The 18216-nt window shown below is 34.4% G+C and carries 11 protein-coding genes and 1 pseudogene; 11 read left to right on the top strand and 1 reads right to left on the bottom strand.

All coding sequences use genetic code 11. The annotated features are described in order from the left end of the window. Positions 1 to 6 precede the first annotated feature (6 nt). The gene (locus tag NSS86_RS11525) at positions 7 to 618 is read right to left on the bottom strand and encodes a DedA family protein (RefSeq protein ID WP_000435044.1); all 612 of its coding nucleotides are present in this window, start codon (positions 616 to 618) and stop codon (positions 7 to 9) included. Positions 619 to 1164: 546 nt separating this feature from the next. Here NSS86_RS11525 and NSS86_RS11520 point away from each other — a divergent pair. The 11 genes and pseudogenes from NSS86_RS11520 to fnbB all read left to right on the top strand — a co-directional run bounded on the left by NSS86_RS11520 (position 1165) and on the right by fnbB (position 18185). Then, positions 1165 to 2442, top strand: coding sequence for an MFS transporter (locus tag NSS86_RS11520; RefSeq protein ID WP_000660710.1), 1278 nt, complete (start codon positions 1165 to 1167; stop codon positions 2440 to 2442). Positions 2443 to 2918: 476 nt separating this feature from the next. Beyond that, positions 2919 to 4742 carry an FUSC family protein gene (locus NSS86_RS11515; RefSeq protein WP_001557523.1) on the top strand — a complete coding sequence of 608 codons (1824 nt, stop codon included), beginning with the start codon at positions 2919 to 2921 and terminating at the stop codon, positions 4740 to 4742. 138 nt (positions 4743 to 4880) lie between these two features. Continuing rightward, a complete protein-coding gene (locus tag NSS86_RS11510; RefSeq protein WP_001117049.1) occupies positions 4881 to 5297 on the top strand; it encodes a DUF2188 domain-containing protein in 417 nt (138 codons plus the stop codon). A 230-nt stretch (positions 5298 to 5527) separates the two neighbouring features. Next, positions 5528 to 6220, top strand: a complete 693-nt coding sequence (locus NSS86_RS11505) for a GTP pyrophosphokinase family protein (protein ID WP_000289136.1) — start codon at positions 5528 to 5530, stop codon at positions 6218 to 6220. 164 nt (positions 6221 to 6384) lie between these two features. Further along, complete coding sequence (locus NSS86_RS11500; RefSeq protein ID WP_000074011.1) at positions 6385 to 7149, top strand: MerR family transcriptional regulator; 765 nt, start codon at positions 6385 to 6387, stop codon at positions 7147 to 7149. 152 nt (positions 7150 to 7301) lie between these two features. Next, a complete protein-coding gene (locus tag NSS86_RS11495) occupies positions 7302 to 7982 on the top strand; it encodes a GntR family transcriptional regulator (protein WP_000990133.1) in 681 nt (226 codons plus the stop codon). A gap of 23 nt (positions 7983 to 8005) precedes the next feature. After that, positions 8006 to 9559: a gluconokinase gene (gene gntK / locus NSS86_RS11490; RefSeq protein WP_000876638.1), complete on the top strand. Its 1554-nt coding sequence runs from the start codon at positions 8006 to 8008 to the stop codon at positions 9557 to 9559. 116 nt (positions 9560 to 9675) lie between these two features. Next, a complete protein-coding gene (locus NSS86_RS11485) occupies positions 9676 to 11034 on the top strand; it encodes a gluconate:H+ symporter (RefSeq protein ID WP_000481425.1) in 1359 nt (452 codons plus the stop codon). Positions 11035 to 11416: 382 nt separating this feature from the next. Continuing rightward, a pseudogene (locus tag NSS86_RS11480) lies at positions 11417 to 11519 on the top strand (hypothetical protein). Further along, positions 11503 to 14619 (top strand): fibronectin-binding protein FnbA, encoded by a 3117-nt coding sequence (gene fnbA / locus NSS86_RS11475; protein ID WP_000794607.1) that lies wholly within the window; start codon positions 11503 to 11505, stop codon positions 14617 to 14619. The pseudogene NSS86_RS11480 and the gene fnbA overlap by 17 nt, the downstream one beginning before the upstream one ends. 680 nt (positions 14620 to 15299) lie before the next feature. Next, entirely contained in the window at positions 15300 to 18185 is a 2886-nt protein-coding gene (gene fnbB / locus NSS86_RS11470; RefSeq protein ID WP_000841404.1) for a fibronectin-binding protein FnbB, read from the top strand. Positions 18186 to 18216 lie beyond the last annotated feature (31 nt).

The raw sequence follows: 18216 nt of genomic DNA, 5'->3' as shown, positions 1-18216 counted from the left end.
ACAATATTATTTTACTCTCTTACGTTTGCCAATGTAACGTATAGCAAAGTAAATGACTGCGATAATGATGACAACATACATAATACGTGAATATGTATGAAGACCAGTCATCAACATACCAAAGCTATCGCTCAACGTGCGTCCTAGTAAAATTAAACCGAAATTCCAAATTGTTGTACCTATTAATGAAATAACGGTAAATGTCACAACATTCATGCGGTTTACACCGGCTGGAATGGTAATCAATACACGTAATACAGGTATGAAACGACAGATAAATACAGCCCATACGCCATACTTTTTAAACCAATCATTTGCTCGCTTTAAATCCTTACTTTTCAATTTAATCCACTTACCGTGTCGATCAATAAAACGATATAGACGTTCTTCTGAAATCAAACGGCAGATATAATATAAAATTAACAGCCCTATAAACGATGCGATGGTTGCAATAATAAATAAGGTTAAAATTGATAAATGTGATTTAACAGACATAAGGCCAGCAAATGTCAGAATAATTTCCGATGGTACGATAGGTAAAACATTTTCTAATAAAATTAATATAAAAATGGCTGCATACCCAAAACGACTAATAAATTCAGTGATAATTTGTTCCATTATTAAAAATAAGCTCCTTTAATTTTCAGCAATTGCAGACAAATAGAAACTGGATAAATTCAAATGAATAATGAATGATGTCGTATGCGATGTTGAAACAAGCATTTGTCTTAAAATGTATTATAAGCAATAAATCAAAAAATTGCTTGCTATAAGTACGAAAAGTCAACAAATGATCATCTAAATAACAGGCGCTGCACAATGAATGAGCAATGTAGTTTTATGCAATTTAAAATGAATGTCGAATATGTAAGAAAGCCTGCAATATACGTTTTAAAACACTAGGATTGCAGTATTTTTAATTAACAAATGATAGGCTACTATGTAACTAAAAGTTCCTTTATATCGTTTTAATAGCAAAAGTTAAGCGGAATTTAATAAAATTTTTATAGATTCTATTGTAAACGCTTTCCATGTCTGATAATATTATAAAAAATAACTTTGGTACAATTTTGTGACAAAGTAGGGGTGGACATGCCAGATGTCCGAAAATTTTAACGTTTCAGGGTAAGTTTTAAAAAATTAATTAGGGAAGTAGGAATAGTTATGAAGGAAAAACGAACTAACGTAAGGTGGATGTTCGCGCTTGCGTTCTTCTTTATTGGGGTTATTGCGTATATGGATAGAGCAAACATTTCATATATCGCTAAACAAATGATGGATGATTTAGGGATGACCAAACCACAATTTGGTTTATTGGCATCATTCTTCTCTCTAGGTTATGCATTAATGCAAGTACCATCGGGGATGTTGGCTGAAAAATTCGGTCCACGTAAGATGATTACAATTGCATTAGTTTGGTGGAGTGCATTTACAATCTTAACGGGTATGATTAAGAACCACGGTTTAATTTATTTAGTGAGATTCTTATTTGGTGTGGGTGAGGCGCCAATGTATCCTTCTAATGCTGTGTTTAACTCATTTTGGTTCTCTAAAAATGAAAAAGGTAGAGCATCAAGTGCATTATTAGCAGGATCATATTTCGGACCTGTATTAGCACCAATAGTTACAATTGCTATTGTTAACGCATTTAACTGGCAAGCAGTATTTTACATTTTTGGTGCAGTAGGTATTTTAATGGCTGTATTATGGGCGATTATTGCCAAAGACTTACCTGAGCAACATAGAATGGTTAATGAAGCGGAGAAACGTTTCATTATGGAAAATCGTGATATCGTAGCTACTGAAAAGTCATCACCACCATGGAATAATTTCTTTAAACGTTTTAGCTTCTATGCAATTGCAATTCAATACTTTGTTGTACAATTTATCATTACATTATTCTTAATTTGGTTACCGACGTATTTAACAGAAGTATTCCACGTTAACTTTAAAGAAATGAGCATTAGTTCATTACCTTGGTTATTAATGTTCTTCTTAATCTTATCAGCAGGTGCAATTTCTGACCGTGTATTAGGATTAGGTCGTTCAAAATTCGTAGCTAGAGGTGTAATTGCAATCGCAGGATTTATTGTGTTTGCAGTTTCAATTATCTTTGCTGTACGTACAGGAAATTTATATGTAAGTATTTTCTGGTTATCACTAGGTCTTGGTGGTATCGGTATTTCAATGGGTATGAGTTGGGCTGCAGCAACTGACTTAGGACGTAACTTCTCTGGTACAGTATCAGGGTGGATGAACTTATGGGGTAATATAGGTGCATTAATCAGTCCGCTATTAGCAGGTCTATTCGTAGAACATTTAGGTTGGACAATGACATTCCAATTGTTAATCGTTCCAGCAGTAATCGCTGTGATTATGTGGTTCTATGTGAAACCAGATCAACCTTTAATTGTTAGTGATGATAAAGCAATAGAAAAATAATTTAAACAAGCAGTAAGCTTTCACATTGTTGGGGCTTATTGCTTTTTTACGTTGAAATTGAAACTTTTTAAAACAGATATGGTTTAAGATGAACGGGAAGTTATTAAAATGATATATGTAAAGAAATAAAGTTTTAAAACATTAGTCAGGTAACGCTTGTAAAAGTACATATAAATTTTAACTAGCCCAAAGGTGGGCGACCAAAGGTTCAACGATGTTAAATAACATTAGAAATTAATTTTAATTGGACTTTAAAAGTTTTTAAATTTAGATAATTGAGCATAAGGTGTTATAATCACATATGTTGCGTAATTAAAATTTATAGCAACAAATTCATTTTAACTATGCTAATAAAAAGATTATGGAAATATTTTGACAAGGAAAGGAGAAGTCAAAATGACATCTTTTTGACATCACTTATAAAAATCAATCGACTTAACTTAGACTTTTATAAAGGTGTAAGACAGGGACTGTTAATGATTATTCCTGCAATAATCGGTTACTTATGTGGTAATTTCCAATTTGGATTATTAGTTGCAACCGGAACACTAGCCCATATTTATGTTTTTAAAGGTCCGTCGCGATCTAAGCTGCGAACTGTAATAATTTGTAATTTAGCGTTTGCAATATGTATGATGCTTGGTACGCTAACAGCCAAAACGCCACTCGTTTTTGGAATGACATTATTAATTGTTACGGTTATACCATTTTATATATTTACTGCCTTAAAAATAGCTGGACCGTCATCGACATTCTTCATTGTGACATTCAGTCTACCCATTAACTTACCTATAGCTCCCGAAGAAGCATTATATAGAGGCTTTGCGATTTTAGTAGGCGGTATACTTGCCACTATGATGGTGTTAATCACGATCGTATTTTCTAAAAACAAAGCTGAAGAACAAGCAATTCAAAATGATTTTAAACTCATATCTAAGTTGTTACACACTTATAATGATAAAGCTGCTTTTTTACAAGTAGCAAAAACAGCGGTGGATAGTTTTAAAGCATCTGATAAATTATTAATCACTTCTACTTCAAGTAACGATAAATTAAGTAGACGTTTCCAAAAATTATTATTATTACACACATCTGCCCAAGGGATTTATTCTGAACTGTTAGAGTTGAACGCTAAACAAATTCGACCATTGCCAGATGAGTTAATTGAAATGATGGATCATATCATTGCACAACTAGATAATAGTGATGAAAATGTAAGATATTGGCGAAAAGAAGTGACAGTAACAGAGGAATTTCAAAATTTATTCAACCATATATTGAAAATTGATGAAATGGTGCATGCAAATGAAGCGCGTATTGCGTATGAAGCAGACATGCGAAAACCTTTATATAGTAAACGCATTTATCAAAATTTAACATTAGACTCTATTGTTTTTAGAAATACATTGAGATATACAGCGATTATGATGATAGCGATATTTATTGCGTTAATGTTTGATTTTGAAAAAGCATACTGGATACCGTTATCTGCACATACAATATTACTAGGAACATCAACTATACATGCAATCGAGAGAGGTATGGCACGAGGTTTAGGTACTATTTTAGGTGTGTTAGTACTTTCAGTCATATTGTTGTTTTCAATACCAACACCTGTTGCAGTAATTTTAATGGGCATTGCAGCATTGTTTACTGAAGCATTGGTGGGAGCAAATTATGCGATTGCAGTAGTTTTTATTACAATACAAGTTATTTTAATGAATGGATTAGCATCACAGAATTTAACAATTAACATTGCGTTTCCAAGAGTTATTGACGTTGCAATAGGTATTGTGATTGCAATCATAGGTTTATTTGTCCTTGGACAACGTACCGCATCCGTATTGCTTCCTAATGTAATGGCTGAAGTTGTTCGTAAAGAAGCAACGCTCTTCCATTATTTGTTTTCTGAAAACCAATATAAAGATAATGTGTATCAGAAAAACACGGCCATGAACCTATCTGTGAAATTAAATAACATGACGCAAGTTTATAATGCAGCTAATGGTGAATTATTTAGTGATAAGACATTGATTCAAAATTATTATCCTAGCTTATTCGCATTAGAAGAAATTAGCTTTATGTTAAATAGAGCCATGGCTAATGAAGATAGACTTACAATAAATGAACAATTAATGGGCGAGTATTTAGCAACATTTGAAAACATCGCTAAGCATTTAGAATTAAATACAGAATTAGAAATAAAGATATTACCAGATTTACCACAGTATAATTATATTCAATCAGCAATGATGAATATTCAACACAATGGTTTTCGTGAGAGAGACAAGAACGTTTAAAATAAAATATTTATCAGGTCAGACTAACGTTTGTCTGAAGTTATTATGACGGGAGTCTAAAAAATTGTGTTTAATATGTTTCATTTTATAATTATGGTGGTATATAACATGAATTATAACATATTGGAGGTTAAGGAAATGCCCTTTACAATGAAAGGTTACCCCGAAAAATGGAAAGAATTTGAAGTAATTAAACGGCAAAAAGCGATAGAAATTGCGAATGCAATGTTAAAAGAAGGATATCTTGAAAAAGATGTTGTTCCTATTGCGGCGAAAAAAGCGAAAGATTGGTATCGAGCGTTATCGAAAGAAGAAATCAAAGCATTAGAAGAAGAGAACTTCGTACAATTCCATACAGCAACAATGGAAAAAGCAGAGGTGGATAGTGAATATGCAACAACTGATAATGAAGAACATATTCAAGAACAATCAAATCAAGATAAATCGTACTTTGATAGCGAATCAATTGGCAACCAAAGTGGTGGCGTTCGACAAAGAGAACCGCTTATGGATGGTGCACATCCAAAAGTTGTGGAATCATTTAAAGACGTATAACATCTCTATCAATTAAGCACTTGTACCTATATAACGGTAACAGGTGTTTTTTTGCGTTAAATCATTTTAAAATTACTTCCTGTAATTGAAGGTTTTGATACATAATTCGGATTGTTTGAGTTTCTTTGTGCTGTTTCAGTATCAGCCCAAAGTTCGATAGTGTATTAGTATTATCTTAATAAAATGTTAGGTACAATAAAGATGATTATATATCGGAGGTTAGTATAAAAATGTATGTAGATCGAAAACCATCACTATATTTAGAGGATTTGCGACATGATTTTAAAAATAGTTTAAGTAAATTTGAAAATGGTGATGAAGCATTTGATACGTTATTAGGTTTCGTAGAGTTAGATCATATTTATTCGTCAGCACTAAAGGAAATAAGCACTAAACTGAGTATTTTAGATGACAATTTCAATCACATTTATAAACACAATCCTATACATCATATGGAGCGACGTGTGAAAGAAATGCGTAGTTTAATAGAAAAGCTTAATCGTAAAGGATTACAGATTAGTGCAGAAACTGCCAAAGAACACATACTGGATATTGCGGGAATTCGCGTAGTATGTAATTACTTAGATGATATTTATTTGATTGAAGAGATGTTGCTTAAACAAGAAGACGTACAATTGATAAAACGTAAAGATTATATTCAGCACCCTAAAGAAAATGGTTACCGCAGTTTACATATCGTTGTATCCATTCCAGTCTTTTTAGCAGAACGCGTTGAGGTATTGCCTGTTGAAATTCAAATTAGAACGATAGGTATGGATATGTGGGCAAGTTTAGAACATAAAATACGTTATAAAAACAATGCAGAGACGGAAAAGTATCGAGATTTACTGAAAGAATGTGCGACAGAGATTACTGAAGTTGAAGATAAATTACAACAAATTCATTCTGAAATAACAGAGTAGACGTTTAGTAGGAGTGTTGCTTAATTTGAGTGATTTTGTAAATCAACATGGTACGAAATCATAAAAATAAGACGCCAAGTATAATAAATTTCTTAAAAATATGGAAATTGTACTTGCTCGTGACGTCGGGTCATCAACTATGGTGATTGTAGGAGGTGGAATCTATGTCTAACTATTCGACTGGAGAACTCGCAAAATTATGCAATGTGACAACACGAACGATTCAATATTATGATCGCAAAGGTATTTTGAAACCACAAGGATTTACAGAAGGAAAGCGTCGTGTGTATACAGAACAACAGCGACAAACATTAGAGTTAATCTTATTGCTTAAAGATTTAGGTTGTGCGTTAAGCGATATAGATATGTTGCTAAAAGGTGAAGGTACTTTGAAGACACTCAATACCTTACTAACCATGAAACAACAAGAAATTAACCAACAAGTCAAACAGCAACAAGCGGTATTAAACAAAATTAAAAATGTTCAATATTACGTAAATGAAGCGTCGACGTCTCCAATCACACACTTAAAAGACATAGAGCATGTCATGAGTAAATCAGCTGAAATGAAAAGTATTCGTCGTAACATTTGGATTAGTGCTGGTATTATAGGAATAATTCAATATTCTAGCATTATGAGTTCAATCTTGATGAAAAACAAATGGCCGTTTTTAATTGCTTTACCATTTATGAATTGTTACGGCATTGGTGTTACTTTTTATTACCAACAAAAGGTTGCCTATTTATGTCCTAACTGCCAGCATATATTCTCACCATCTTTGTGGGCAGTTATCAAAGCGAAACATACAGCGACAACACGTCGATTCGAATGTCCGAACTGTCATGAAACGCATTATTGCATTGAAGTACCTAAAGCGCATATGAGTACAGAACAATTAGAAATATCCCACATACAACATAACAATTAAATCATTCGTGTGATAGTGATCATTCCCTTTAAATTTACATCGAAGAGGGGTGGTCACTATTTTAGTTCGCATAAAGAAAGCGCTTGCAAACACTTAAGAACTATATTAACATACTTGTATACAAGTATGTCATGTAATGAAGGAGTGCTTTGATGATGTATGGATATCCAGAGAAATGGTTGGAAGGTATGACAACTGGAGAAGGTATCGCGGCAGAATTACGCTTAGGTATTGTGAATGGTCACATAGCTGAAGGTACGTTACTCACTGAAAATCAAATGGCAAAGCAATTTAATGTGAGTCGTTCGCCAATTCGAGATGCATTTAAATTATTGCAACAAAATCAACTCATCCAATTAGAAAGAATGGGTGCACATGTGTTGCCGTTTGGGGAACAAGAAAAGAAAGAAATGTACGATTTGCGACTGATGCTAGAGTCATTTGCATTTTCAAGAGTTAAAAATCAAGAGAGACTACCTATCGTAAAAGAAATGAAGAAACAACTTGAAATGATGAAAGTGGCAGTAAAATTTGAAGATGCAGAATCATTTACGAAGCATGACTTTGAATTTCATGAAACATTAATCAAAGCATCTAACCACCAATATTTAAACTCATTTTGGAGTCATTTAAAACCAGTAATGATGGCACTCGTTTTAACATCCATGCGACAACGTATGCAACAGAACCCGCAAGATTTTGAACGCATACATCATAATCATCAAGTGTTTATTGATGCAGTGGAACAATACGACAGTCAAATTTTGAAGGAAGCGTTTCATTTAAATTTTGACGATGTTGGTAAAGATATTGAAGGATTTTGGTTGAATTAAAATGAAAGAAAGAAGGATTTATCATGAAATATATGATTGGTGTCGACATTGGAACGACGAGTACCAAGTCAGTCTTATATGATGAAAATGGAGCTTTTATCATGAAACATCAAATCGGCTATGATTTACACACACCAAACGTTGATGTCTCAGAAGAAAACCCAGATGAATTATTTGATGCGGTATTAATGACAATTAAATACATAATGAGGGAATCGAAAGTTAATCAAGATGATATTAAATTTGTGTCATTTAGTGCGCAAATGCATAGCTTGATTGCGATGGATCAGCAACATCAAAGATTAACAAATAATATTACTTGGGCAGATAACCGCGCTGCAAAATATGCAACAGTAATAAATGAAGTGCATGATGGCAATGCGATTTATCAGCGAACAGGTACGCCTATTCATCCTATGTCGCCTTTAGTGAAAATTTTTTGGATGAAACATGAATGGCAAGATGTATTTCAACGTACTGCTAAGTTTGCAGATATTAAAACATACATTTTCTATCATTTATTTGATACATATATCATTGATTATTCAATGGCTTCCGCAACAGGGATGTTTAATTTAGAAACATTAGATTGGGATGTTGGGGCATTAGAATTGCTTGGTATTTCCAAGGAAATGTTCCCGGAATTAGTGCCAACAACGTACGTAATGAAAGGCATGAAAGAACGTTATGCAACATTAATGGGGCTTAATGAAGATACACCGTTTGTTATTGGTGCGAGTGATGGGGTCCTTTCTAATTTGGGTGTCAATAGTGTTGGTAAAGGAGAAGTTGCTGTCACAATCGGTACATCTGGCGCGATTCGTACTGTGATAGATAAACCACGTACTGATTACAAAGGTAGAATATTTTGTTATGTCTTAACAGAGGACCACTACGTCATCGGAGGTCCTGTAAATAATGGTGGTGTCGTATTGAGATGGTTGCGCGACGAGTTGCTAGCGAGTGAAGTCGAAACTGCGAAACGTCTCGGTGTTGATCCTTATGATGTCTTAACTCAAATTGCAAAGCGTGTTAAACCAGGTGCAGATGGTTTAATATTCCATCCCTATTTAGCTGGAGAACGTGCGCCGCTTTGGAACGCAAATGCAAGAGGTTCATTCTTCGGTTTAACTTTATCTCATAAAAAAGAACATATGATTCGCGCTGCATTAGAAGGTGTTCTTTACAATTTGTATACCGTCTACCTTGCACTCATTGAAGTAATGAATGAAACGCCTAATATGATAAAAGCAACAGGTGGTTTTGCGAAAAGTGAAGTATGGCGTCAAATGATGTCAGATATATTTGACACAGAGTTAGTGGTTCCTGAAAGTTATGAAAGTTCATGCTTAGGTGCCTGCGTGCTTGGACTTAAAGCTGTAGGTGACATTGAAGATTTTTCAATCGTTTCATCGATGGTCGGTGCTACAAATAATCATACGCCGTTTGAAGAAAATGTCGCTGTTTACCAAGAGCTCGTATCCATTTTTATCAATTTAAGTCGTTCTTTAACAGAGAATTATGAACAAATTGCAGATTTTCAACGCCAACATATGGCTGAAAATAAAACACAATAAATACGTCACTCAAGCATCTTAGATAAAGTTGTTGTGCCATGACTACTATATATTATCTGGAATACGTGCGCGACGACGGTGTTACATTCTATTGAAAAGAGAAAGAGGGGAATGTCATGTTTAACGAAATATGGCCGTTAATCAGTGTTGTTTTAGGTATCGTTATTTTATTAGTATTAATTATTGGGTTTAAATTAAATACATTTATTTCATTAATTATCACATCGATGATTACAGCGTTAATGCTAGGTATACCATTGACTAAAATTATGGAGACGATTGAGAAAGGGATGGGCAGTACGCTCGGCCACATTGCACTAATATTCGGTTTAGGTGCCATACTTGGGAAATTACTTGCTGATGGTGGTGGTGCAACTCGAATTGCAGACACGTTGATTCAAAAATTTGGTCAAAAACATGTACAATGGGCAATGCTTGTTGCAGCATTTATTGTCGGTATTGCATTGTTCTTTGAAGTAGGTTTAGTCTTACTGATTCCATTAGTATTTACAGTAGCAAAACGCGCAAATGTTTCAGTGTTAAAACTAGGACTACCTATGGTAACAGCTTTATCTGTGACACATGGCTTTTTACCACCACATCCAGGACCGGTAGTCATCGCAAAAGAATTAAAGGCAAATGTTGGAGATGTATTACTGTACGGTATGATTATTGCCATTCCAGTTACACTCATTGCAGGACCTATATTTAACAAAGTTGCACAAAAAATGATTCCGTCTGCGTATACACGAGAAGGCGATATTTCAGCGTTAGGTGCACAAAAAGAATTTACGGATCAAGAGATGCCAGGATTTGGTATGAGTTTATTAACTGCAACATTACCAGTCATATTAATGTTAGTGTCTACGATAACGCAACTTGTAACTGGGCACGACAAACCTACAAATCTATTTGAATCTATCATTTATATGATAGGAACAGCAGGGACAGCCATGCTAATAGCAGTATTATTTGCAATCGTTACGATGGGATTAATGAGAAAACGTAAGATGAATCATATTATGGAATCAGTGACGAATGCGATTTATCCAATCGGAATGATGTTATTGATTATTGGCGGTGGCGGTACATTTAAACAAGTATTAATTGACGGTGGTGTCGGAAATACAATTGCTAAAATGTTTGAAGGTACAGAGATGTCTCCAATTTTACTAGCATGGATTGTTGCAGCTGTGCTACGTATCGCATTAGGTTCGGCTACAGTAGCTGCGATTTCAACTACAGGTATTGTCTTACCATTATTACAATCATCAGATGTAAATGTTGCATTAGTTGTACTTGCGATAGGTGCAGGTAGTGTGATTTTGTCTCATGTAAATGACGCAGGATTTTGGATGTTTAAAGAATATTTTGGTTTAACTGTAAAAGAAACATTCTTAACATGGTCATTATTAGAAACGATTATTTCCGTTTCAGGTATCATCTTCATTCTATTCATCAGCTTATTTGTTTAACTAAATATTAAGTAAACGTGTTTTTAGGTAATTGCAATATATTGCCTTGAAACACGTTTATTTTTATGCAGAAAATCGTCTGAAATAGTCAGAATCCGAACGATATAAAAAGTATATTGGGGATTTTAGTGTAATGAAAGGCGTTTCAAGACATGTTTTTGTGCGTATTGTACAGGCGATAATTATGAAACACTTAGTATATTGTTTTAAATTAGATAATGATGAATTTAATTTGAAAAATAAGTATAAAAAATACAAGCCTTGTGTGACAAGGGTTTATGATGACTTGAATACAATTTATAGGTATATTTCAAATAATAAAATTATCAATTAACATAAAATTAATGACAATCTTAACTTTTCATTAACTCGCTTTTTTGTATTGCTTTTAAAAACCGAACAATATAGACTTGCATTTATTAAGTTTAAAAAAATTAATGAATTTTGCATTTAAAGGGAGATATTATAGTGAAAAACAATCTTAGGTACGGCATTAGAAAACATAAATTGGGAGCAGCATCAGTATTCTTAGGAACAATGATCGTTGTTGGGATGGGACAAGATAAAGAAGCTGCAGCATCAGAACAAAAGACAACTACAGTAGAAGAAAATGGGAATTCAGCTACTGATAATAAAACAAGTGAAACACAAACAACTGCTACTAACGTTAATCATATAGAAGAAACTCAATCATATAACGCAACAGTAACAGAACAACCGTCAAACGCAACACAAGTAACAACTGAAGAAGCACCAAAAGCAGTACAAGCACCACAAACTGCACAACCAGCAAATGTAGAAACAGTTAAAGAAGAAGAGAAACCTCAAGTTAAGGAAACGACACAACCTCAAGACAATAGCGGAAATCAAAGACAAGTAGATTTAACACCTAAAAAGGTTACACAAAATCAAGGGACAGAAACACAAGTTGAAGTGGCACAGCCAAGAACGGCATCAGAAAGTAAGCCACGTGTGACAAGATCAGCAGATGTAGCGGAAGCTAAGGAAGCTAGTGACGTTTCAGAAGTTAAAGGCACAGATGTTACAAGTAAAGTTACAGTAGAAAGTGGTTCTATTGAGGCACCTCAAGGAAATAAAGTAGAGCCACATGCTGGTCAACGTGTCGTATTGAAATACAAATTGAAATTCGCAGATGGATTAAAAAGAGGAGATTATTTTGATTTTACATTATCAAATAATGTAAATACTTATGGGGTTTCAACAGCTAGAAAGGTACCAGAGATTAAAAATGGCTCAGTTGTAATGGCTACAGGTGAGATCTTAGGGAATGGTAACATAAGATATACATTTACTAACGAAATTGAACACAAGGTAGAGGTAACAGCTAATTTAGAAATCAACTTATTTATTGACCCTAAAACTGTACAAAGCAATGGAGAACAAAAGATTACTTCTAAATTAAATGGTGAAGAAACAGAAAAAACAATACCAGTTGTTTATAATCCAGGTGTTAGCAATAGTTATACAAATGTAAATGGATCAATTGAAACATTTAATAAAGAATCTAATAAATTTACACATATAGCTTATATTAAGCCAATGAATGGAAACCAGTCAAACACTGTATCAGTAACAGGGACGTTGACTGAAGGTAGTAATTTAGCTGGTGGACAACCTACTGTTAAAGTATATGAATATCTAGGGAAAAAAGATGAATTGCCACAAAGTGTTTATGCAAATACATCAGATACTAACAAATTCAAAGATGTAACAAAGGAAATGAATGGAAAATTGAGTGTGCAAGACAATGGTAGTTACTCATTGAATTTAGATAAGTTGGATAAAACGTATGTCATTCATTATACAGGTGAATATTTGCAAGGGTCAGATCAGGTTAATTTTAGAACTGAATTATATGGGTATCCAGAACGAGCATATAAATCTTACTATGTTTATGGGGGATATCGTTTAACTTGGGATAATGGTTTAGTTTTATATAGCAATAAAGCTGACGGCAATGGTAAAAATGGACAAATTATTCAAGATAATGATTTTGAATATAAAGAAGATACTGCAAAAGGAACTATGAGCGGGCAGTACGATGCCAAGCAAATTATTGAAACAGAAGAAAATCAAGACAATACACCGCTTGACATTGATTACCACACAGCTATAGATGGTGAGGGTGGTTATGTTGATGGGTATATTGAAACAATAGAAGAAACGGATTCATCAGCTATTGATATCGATTACCATACTGCTGTGGATAGTGAAGCGGGTCACGTTGGAGGATACACTGAGTCCTCTGAGGAATCAAATCCAATTGACTTTGAAGAATCGACACATGAAAATTCAAAACATCACGCTGATGTTGTTGAATATGAAGAGGATACAAATCCAGGTGGTGGCCAAGTAACAACTGAGTCTAACTTAGTTGAATTTGACGAAGAGTCTACAAAAGGTATTGTAACTGGCGCAGTGAGCGACCATACAACAATTGAAGATACGAAAGAATATACGACTGAAAGTAATCTGATTGAACTAGTAGATGAACTACCTGAAGAACATGGTCAAGCACAAGGACCAATCGAGGAAATTACTGAAAACAATCATCATATTTCTCATTCTGGTTTAGGAACTGAAAATGGTCACGGTAATTATGGCGTGATTGAAGAAATCGAAGAAAATAGCCACGTTGATATTAAGAGTGAATTAGGTTACGAAGGTGGCCAAAATAGCGGTAACCAGTCATTCGAGGAAGACACAGAAGAAGACAAACCTAAATATGAACAAGGTGGCAATATCGTAGATATCGATTTCGACAGTGTACCTCAAATTCATGGTCAAAATAAAGGTGACCAGTCATTCGAAGAAGATACAGAGAAAGACAAGCCTAAATATGAACATGGCGGTAATATCATTGATATCGACTTCGACAGTGTGCCACAAATTCATGGATTCAATAAGCATAATGAAATTATTGAAGAAGATACAAACAAAGATAAACCTAATTATCAATTCGGTGGACACAATAGTGTTGACTTTGAAGAAGATACACTTCCAAAAGTAAGCGGCCAAAATGAAGGTCAACAAACGATTGAAGAAGATACAACGCCGCCAACGCCACCGACACCAGAAGTACCGAGTGAGCCGGAAACACCAATGCCACCGACACCAGAAGTACCGAGTGAGCCGGAAACACCAACGCCACCAACACCAGAGGTACCAAGTGAGCCGGAAACACCAACACCACCGACTCCGGAAGTACCAAGTGAGCCGGAAACACCAACACCACCGACACCAGAAGTGCCGAGTGAGCCAGAAACACCAACACCGCCAACACCAGAGGTACCAGCTGAACCTGGTAAACCAGTACCACCCGCAAAAGAAGAACCTAAAAAGCCTTCTAAACCAGTGGAACAAGGTAAAGTAGTAACACCTGTTATTGAAATCAATGAAAAGGTTAAAGCAGTGGCACCAACTAAAAAAGCACAATCTAAGAAATCTGAACTACCTGAAACAGGTGGAGAAGAATCAACAAACAAAGGTATGTTGTTCGGCGGATTATTCAGCATTCTAGGTTTAGCATTATTACGCAGAAATAAAAAGAATAACAAAGCATAATTAAACAAAAATTGACGGGTTTATTTCATAAATTATATGAAGTAAACCTGTTTTTTTAGATTAAATCAAATTTCTAATAGAAAATTAGAGTGTTTTCTGATTGCTGAAGCGCTTTATGTCTGATGATTGATTACAAAATGAGAGATAAAGTTAGAATTTAAAACTAGTTTGTTAGTACAAATTAGATTGAATCAATAAGACAAATTTGATAAATGCAATTATTAACTAGATGCAAATTTAGTTAAACTTAAAATGTCGTCTTGAAATACGGCTGTTTCTGTATAAATAATCATTAAAATAAAACAAAAACCGAACGATATAAAATTATAATGACGTTATTAATGCAATGAAAGGCATTTCAGTGACTTGTTAATGATGCATTGTACAGGCGATTATTATGTATGCTTTAGTATATTGCTTTAAATTAGATGAATTTGAATTTAATTTAAAAAATAAGTATAAAAAATACAAGCCTGTTATATCAAGGGATTCAAGAGTTTTGCATGCAATATATATGTGAGTTATAAATAATAAAAAACTCATTATACATAAAGTTAACAACAATCTTAACTTTTTATTAACTCGCTTTTTTTCATTGCTTTTAAAAACCGAACAATATAGAATTGCATTTATTGAGTTTTAAAAATAAATGAATTTTGCATTTAAGGGAGAATATTATAGTGAAAAGCAATCTTAGATACGGCATAAGAAAACACAAATTGGGAGCGGCCTCAGTATTCTTAGGAACAATGATCGTTGTTGGAATGGGACAAGAAAAAGAAGCTGCAGCATCGGAACAAAACAATACTACAGTAGAGGAAAGTGGGAGTTCAGCTACTGAAAGTAAAGCAAGCGAAACACAAACAACTACAAATAACGTTAATACAATAGATGAAACACAATCATACAGCGCGACATCAACTGAGCAACCATCAAAATCAACTCAAGTAACAACAGAAGAAGCACCAACAACTGTGCAAGCACCAAAAGTAGAAACCGAAATGAAATCACAAGAAGATTTACCATCAGAAAAAGTTGCTGATAAGGAAACTACAGGAACTCAAGTTGACATAGCTCAACCAAGTAACGTCTCAGAAATTAAACCAAGAATGAAAAGATCAGCTGACGTTACAGCAGTTTCAGAGAAAGAAGTAGCGGAAGAAGCTAAAGCGACAGGTACAGATGTAACAAATAAAGTGGAAGTTACTGAAAGCTCTTTAGAAGGACATAATAAAGATTCGAATATTGTTAATCCGCATAATGCTCAAAGAGTAACTTTAAAATACAAATGGAAATTTGGAGAAGGAATTAAGGCAGGAGATTATTTTGATTTCACATTAAGTGATAATGTTGAAACACATGGTATATCAACACTGCGTAAAGTTCCGGAGATAAAAAGTTCAACAGAAGATAAAGTTATGGCAAATGGTCAAGTTATAAATGAACGTACAATTCGCTATACATTTACTGATTATATAAATAACAAAAAAGATTTAACTGCTGAATTAAACTTAAACCTATTCATTGACCCAACAACAGTGACAAAGCAAGGGAGTCAAAAAGTTGAAGTAACACTAGGTCAAAATAAAGTCTCAAAAGAATTTGATATCAAATATTTAGACGGCGTTAAAGATAGAATGGGTGTTACTGTTAATGGTCGTATTGATACTTTGAATAAAGAAGAGGGTAAATTTAGCCATTTTGCATATGTGAAGCCTAACAACCAGTCGTTAACTTCTGTCACAGTAACTGGTCAAGTAACATCTGGATATAAACAAAGTGCTAATAATCCAACAGTCAAAGTATATAAACACATTGGTTCAGATGAATTAGCTGAAAGTGTTTATGCAAAGCTTGATGATACCAGTAAATTTGAAGATGTGACTGAAAAAGTAAATCTATCTTACACAAGTAATGGTGGGTACACATTGAACCTTGGCGATTTAGATAATTCGAAAGACTATGTAATTAAATATGAAGGTGAATATGATCAAAATGCTAAGGATCTAAATTTCCGAACACATCTTTCAGGATATCATAAATACTACCCATACTATCCTTATTACCCGTATTATCCAGTTCAATTAACTTGGAACAACGGTGTTGCATTTTACTCTAATAATGCTAAAGGCGATGGTAAAGATAAACCAAATGATCCTATCATTGAGAAGAGTGAACCAATTGATTTAGACATTAAATCAGAGCCACCAGTGGAGAAGCATGAATTGACTGGTACAATCGAAGAAAGTAACGATTCTAAGCCAATTGATTTTGAATATCATACAGCTGTTGAAGGTGCAGAAGGTCATGCAGAAGGTATTATTGAAACTGAAGAAGATTCTATTCATGTGGATTTTGAAGAATCTACACATGAAAATTCAAAACATCACGCTGATGTTGTTGAATATGAAGAGGATACAAACCCAGGTGGTGGCCAAGTAACAACTGAGTCTAACTTAGTTGAATTTGACGAAGAGTCTACAAAAGGTATTGTAACTGGCGCAGTGAGCGACCATACAACAGTTGAAGATACGAAAGAATATACAACTGAAAGTAATCTGATTGAATTAGTGGATGAATTACCTGAAGAACATGGTCAAGCACAAGGGCCAATCGAGGAAATTACTGAAAACAATCATCATATTTCTCATTCTGGTTTAGGAACTGAAAATGGTCACGGTAATTATGGCGTGATTGATGAAATCGAAGAAAATAGCCACGTTGATATTAAGAGTGAATTAGGTTATGAAGGTGGCCAAAATAGCGGTAATCAGTCATTCGAGGAAGACACAGAAGAAGATAAACCTAAATATGAACAAGGTGGTAATATCGTAGATATCGATTTCGACAGTGTACCTCAAATTCATGGTCAAAATAATGGTAACCAGTCATTCGAGGAAGACACAGAAGAAGACAAGCCTAAGTATGAACAAGGTGGTAACATCATTGATATCGACTTCGACAGTGTGCCACAAATTCATGGATTCAATAAGCATAATGAAATTATTGAAGAAGATACAAACAAAGATAAACCTAATTATCAATTTGGTGGACACAACAGTGTTGATTTTGAAGAAGATACACTTCCAAAAGTAAGTGGTCAAAATGAAGGTCAACAAACGATTGAAGAAGATACAACGCCGCCAACACCGCCAACACCAGAGGTACCAAGTGAGCCGGAAACACCAACACCACCAACACCAGAAGTACCGAGTGAGCCAGGCGAACCAACGCCACCAAAACCGGAAGTACCAAGTGAGCCGGAAACACCAGTACCACCAACACCAGAGGTACCATCTGAACCTGGTAAACCAGTACCACCTGCTAAAGAAGAACCTAAAAAACCTTCTAAACCAGTGGAACAAGGTAAGGTAGTAACACCTGTTATTGAAATCAATGAAAAGGTTAAAGCAGTGGCACCAACTAAACAAAAACAATCTAAGAAATCTGAACTACCTGAAACAGGTGGAGAAGAATCAACAAACAAAGGTATGTTGTTCGGCGGATTATTCAGCATTCTAGGTTTAGTATTATTACGCAGAAATAAAAAGAATAACAAAGCATAATTAAACAAAAATTGACGGGTTTATTTCATAA

Origin of the sequence: Staphylococcus sp. FSL W8-0056 (assembly GCF_037963075.1) — a bacterium.
GTDB lineage: Bacteria > Bacillota > Bacilli > Staphylococcales > Staphylococcaceae > Staphylococcus > Staphylococcus aureus.
Note: the sequence above shows the minus strand (reverse complement) of the source record. Positions and strands in the feature narration are given on the sequence as shown.

Bases quoted from the DNA above. Each gene is read 5' to 3' on its own strand.
- NSS86_RS11510 (WP_001117049.1), top strand. From the start codon at position 4,881: ATGCCCTTTACAATGAAAGGTTACCCCGAAAAATGGAAAGAATTTGAA.
- NSS86_RS11495 (WP_000990133.1), top strand. From the start codon at position 7,302: ATGATGTATGGATATCCAGAGAAATGGTTGGAAGGTATGACAACTGGA.
- gntK (WP_000876638.1), top strand. From the start codon at position 8,006: ATGAAATATATGATTGGTGTCGACATTGGAACGACGAGTACCAAGTCA.
- NSS86_RS11525 (WP_000435044.1), bottom strand. From the start codon at position 618: ATGGAACAAATTATCACTGAATTTATTAGTCGTTTTGGGTATGCAGCC.
- NSS86_RS11485 (WP_000481425.1), top strand. From the start codon at position 9,676: ATGTTTAACGAAATATGGCCGTTAATCAGTGTTGTTTTAGGTATCGTT.
- NSS86_RS11505 (WP_000289136.1), top strand. From the start codon at position 5,528: ATGTATGTAGATCGAAAACCATCACTATATTTAGAGGATTTGCGACAT.
- NSS86_RS11500 (WP_000074011.1), top strand. From the start codon at position 6,385: ATGTCTAACTATTCGACTGGAGAACTCGCAAAATTATGCAATGTGACA.
- NSS86_RS11515 (WP_001557523.1), top strand. From the start codon at position 2,919: ATGATTATTCCTGCAATAATCGGTTACTTATGTGGTAATTTCCAATTT.
- NSS86_RS11520 (WP_000660710.1), top strand. From the start codon at position 1,165: ATGAAGGAAAAACGAACTAACGTAAGGTGGATGTTCGCGCTTGCGTTC.